Origin of the sequence: Candidatus Jidaibacter acanthamoeba, assembly GCF_000815465.1 — a bacterium.
GTDB lineage: Bacteria > Pseudomonadota > Alphaproteobacteria > Rickettsiales > Midichloriaceae > Jidaibacter > Jidaibacter acanthamoebae.
Window position 1 is genome coordinate 1 of sequence record NZ_JSWE01000173.1, and the last position, 2453, is coordinate 2453.

2 protein-coding genes are annotated in these 2453 nt (G+C 30.8%); both read left to right on the forward strand.

The features are described 5' to 3' along the window. Positions 1-331: 331 nt before the first annotated feature. Positions 332-643, forward strand: coding sequence for a hypothetical protein (locus NF27_RS08020; protein ID WP_039458079.1), 312 nt, complete (start codon positions 332-334; stop codon positions 641-643). A gap of 146 nt (positions 644-789) precedes the next feature. Beyond that, a partial coding sequence (locus tag NF27_RS08025) for a hypothetical protein (RefSeq protein WP_039458082.1) occupies positions 790-2453 on the forward strand: 1664 nt, incomplete at its 3' end.

Genomic DNA, 2453 nt, shown 5'->3' on the forward strand with positions numbered 1-2453 from the left:
GAATAGCAGATAAGTATGATGTGCACATAGCGCAGAAGATGAGTGGTAATGTATCCATCAGGGAGATATTTAGATACACTTAGCCTTCGGAAGAGGAAGTGCATAATTACTCTGAGATGTTGTTCGGTAAATGTTAATATTACTTATATTTATTAGAAACATTATCTTAAAGAAACAGCCTATACAAAAACTATATATAAAACCATAGGTTAATTTCAAATATATAATTAAAGGTAAAGAATAAACTTTTAGTATTAGTAAAAGAGTGGTTGCTTGTTTAAAAGCTATAAAACAGTGTTTTAAATTATATATTTAACTACTTTTTATAAAAATGAAAGCTGAAGATTTATTAGGTTCACAAAACAGATATACACATACCACTGATGAGCAGAAAGGAGGAAGAGAAAGAGCGGTTGACTACATAATTTCTGACGATCGAGACAGCTCACTACAAGCAGCTGAGCAATTAATAATAAATTCAATTAAAAATTACTACCAGGCTAATTATAAGCTAAAACTCTTTTGGGAAGAGAGAAAATATGACATTTCAAATAGTTTTATAAACTTAGTAATCATAGAACAAGAAGAAGCTAAACAGAAAGAACAGGGGCTGAGAGGGAAAGAAAAAAGAGGTAAGGGATAAAAATGCGATAAAGTAGCAAAGGACTATGCACCTTCAGCCTCACACCAACTAAAGCTACTATTAGAATCCAAAGGGAAGGGAAGGGAAGGGAAGGAAAGAACAAAATAACCATTTTTATTTAGAAACAATAATATTAAGAGGAAGAAATGAGAAGAAGAGAAGAAGGAAATAAAGCAGATAGGAATACCCGAACTCAACAGGAAAGTACTATAAATAAGGCTAAGAAAGAGATTAAAGAAATAAGGAAACAAATAGAGGTAATAAGAATAGTTAGTAAGATATGGAGTAACAACCGATTAAGTGCTGAAGAAAGGGATTTGATAATTGAAGAATTTGCCAAGCGTAATGAATTAAATAAAAAAGAGATAAGTATAGAGGCTTTAAAAGCAAGAGTAAGAGATAACTACTTTGCAATATTAATAGAAAGCTATGAAGAAATAATAAGAAATTGTGAAGCCGCCAGAAACTTAAGCACATTAAATACTTTAAATAATGAAGATAAGGAAGAAATAAAGGAGGCATTACCTGAGGCTGTGAACGGTATTTTAGGTATCAAAGAGAGAAGGTTTAATATTGATTTAGAGGCAAGGGATAAAGAAGAAAGAGAATATATTGTAAGAAAATATATAAAGGATGTTACCCATATACTTAACCGGCATGGCTATTTGTTTGAAGAGAATAAAAAGAAAATAGATCTTCAAAGAATAGATTTAATAGGACTTAATTTAAGCGGATTAGATTTAAGTTTTGTAGGGTTTGGACGTAACAGTTTAGAAGGAGTTGATTTTACAGATAGTAAGATATCTGTTGAGCAGTTAATAAATGTAAAAACGCTTAAAGACATAATTATAGAGTCAATATTACAAGAAGAGATTGTAGGTATAAGGCATAAGTTATGTATAGAATCAATTGATTTTAATATAAAGAAAATAAAAGAAGCAAAGGAAGCGATAGATTATTTGGAATATTTATATTGTTTAAGTTGTAGTCCAAGTGATTTTGAAGGTTTAGAAGTATTAAGTGTTATAGAAGGTAAGCTAAGAAGGCTGAATGATAATGAGCTACAATACATAGCTCTACTTGCAATGGCCAGTAACCAAATCAATTTATTATTGAGTGAGCATGAACTTAGTTTTGATAAAGTTAGCTATAACAGGGATTTAATAAGTACTAAATCACGTGAAGAAATTATAGGCATACTTAATGTAATGCTTAAAGAACGAGAATATAGCTTAGCAGAGGATGTAATAAGCTTTATAATATTTAATAAATTATATCACTTGTATAACACTATAACTGATATGTCACAATTTATCTCAGATGTGGAAATAGTGTTGGATGAGTTTAATAAAGAACAAAAAGAAGAAGTTATAGAGTTATTAGTAAACATTAAAAGAATAAGAAAAGAGTACTTAGCAGATGAAGAGCAGGTAAAAAGACGTAATGATATAAGGAGCATAGAGGAGCATCTGGATCATTTAAATGATGAAGCAGATATTGCCTTAGGAGCGGGGCCTACAGATAGACTGGATACAGTACTAAACATAGCTAGAGAGAGTAATCAACCAGTTGACTTAACAGAAGTAGATCTAGAACAAATAGACTTTAATAGAATAGATTTTAGCGAGTTAGAAGATACTAATTTGATAATGACGGTTGAACAAGAAAACAAACACTTAAGTGTAGAACAAAGAGAGCAAAGATATAGGAGGTTATTTGAGAGAGCAAAGAATGGAGATATAGCAGGAGTTGAAGAATCATTAAGCAAGGGATCGAATATAAACACAAGCGGAGAATATAATAAGACAGC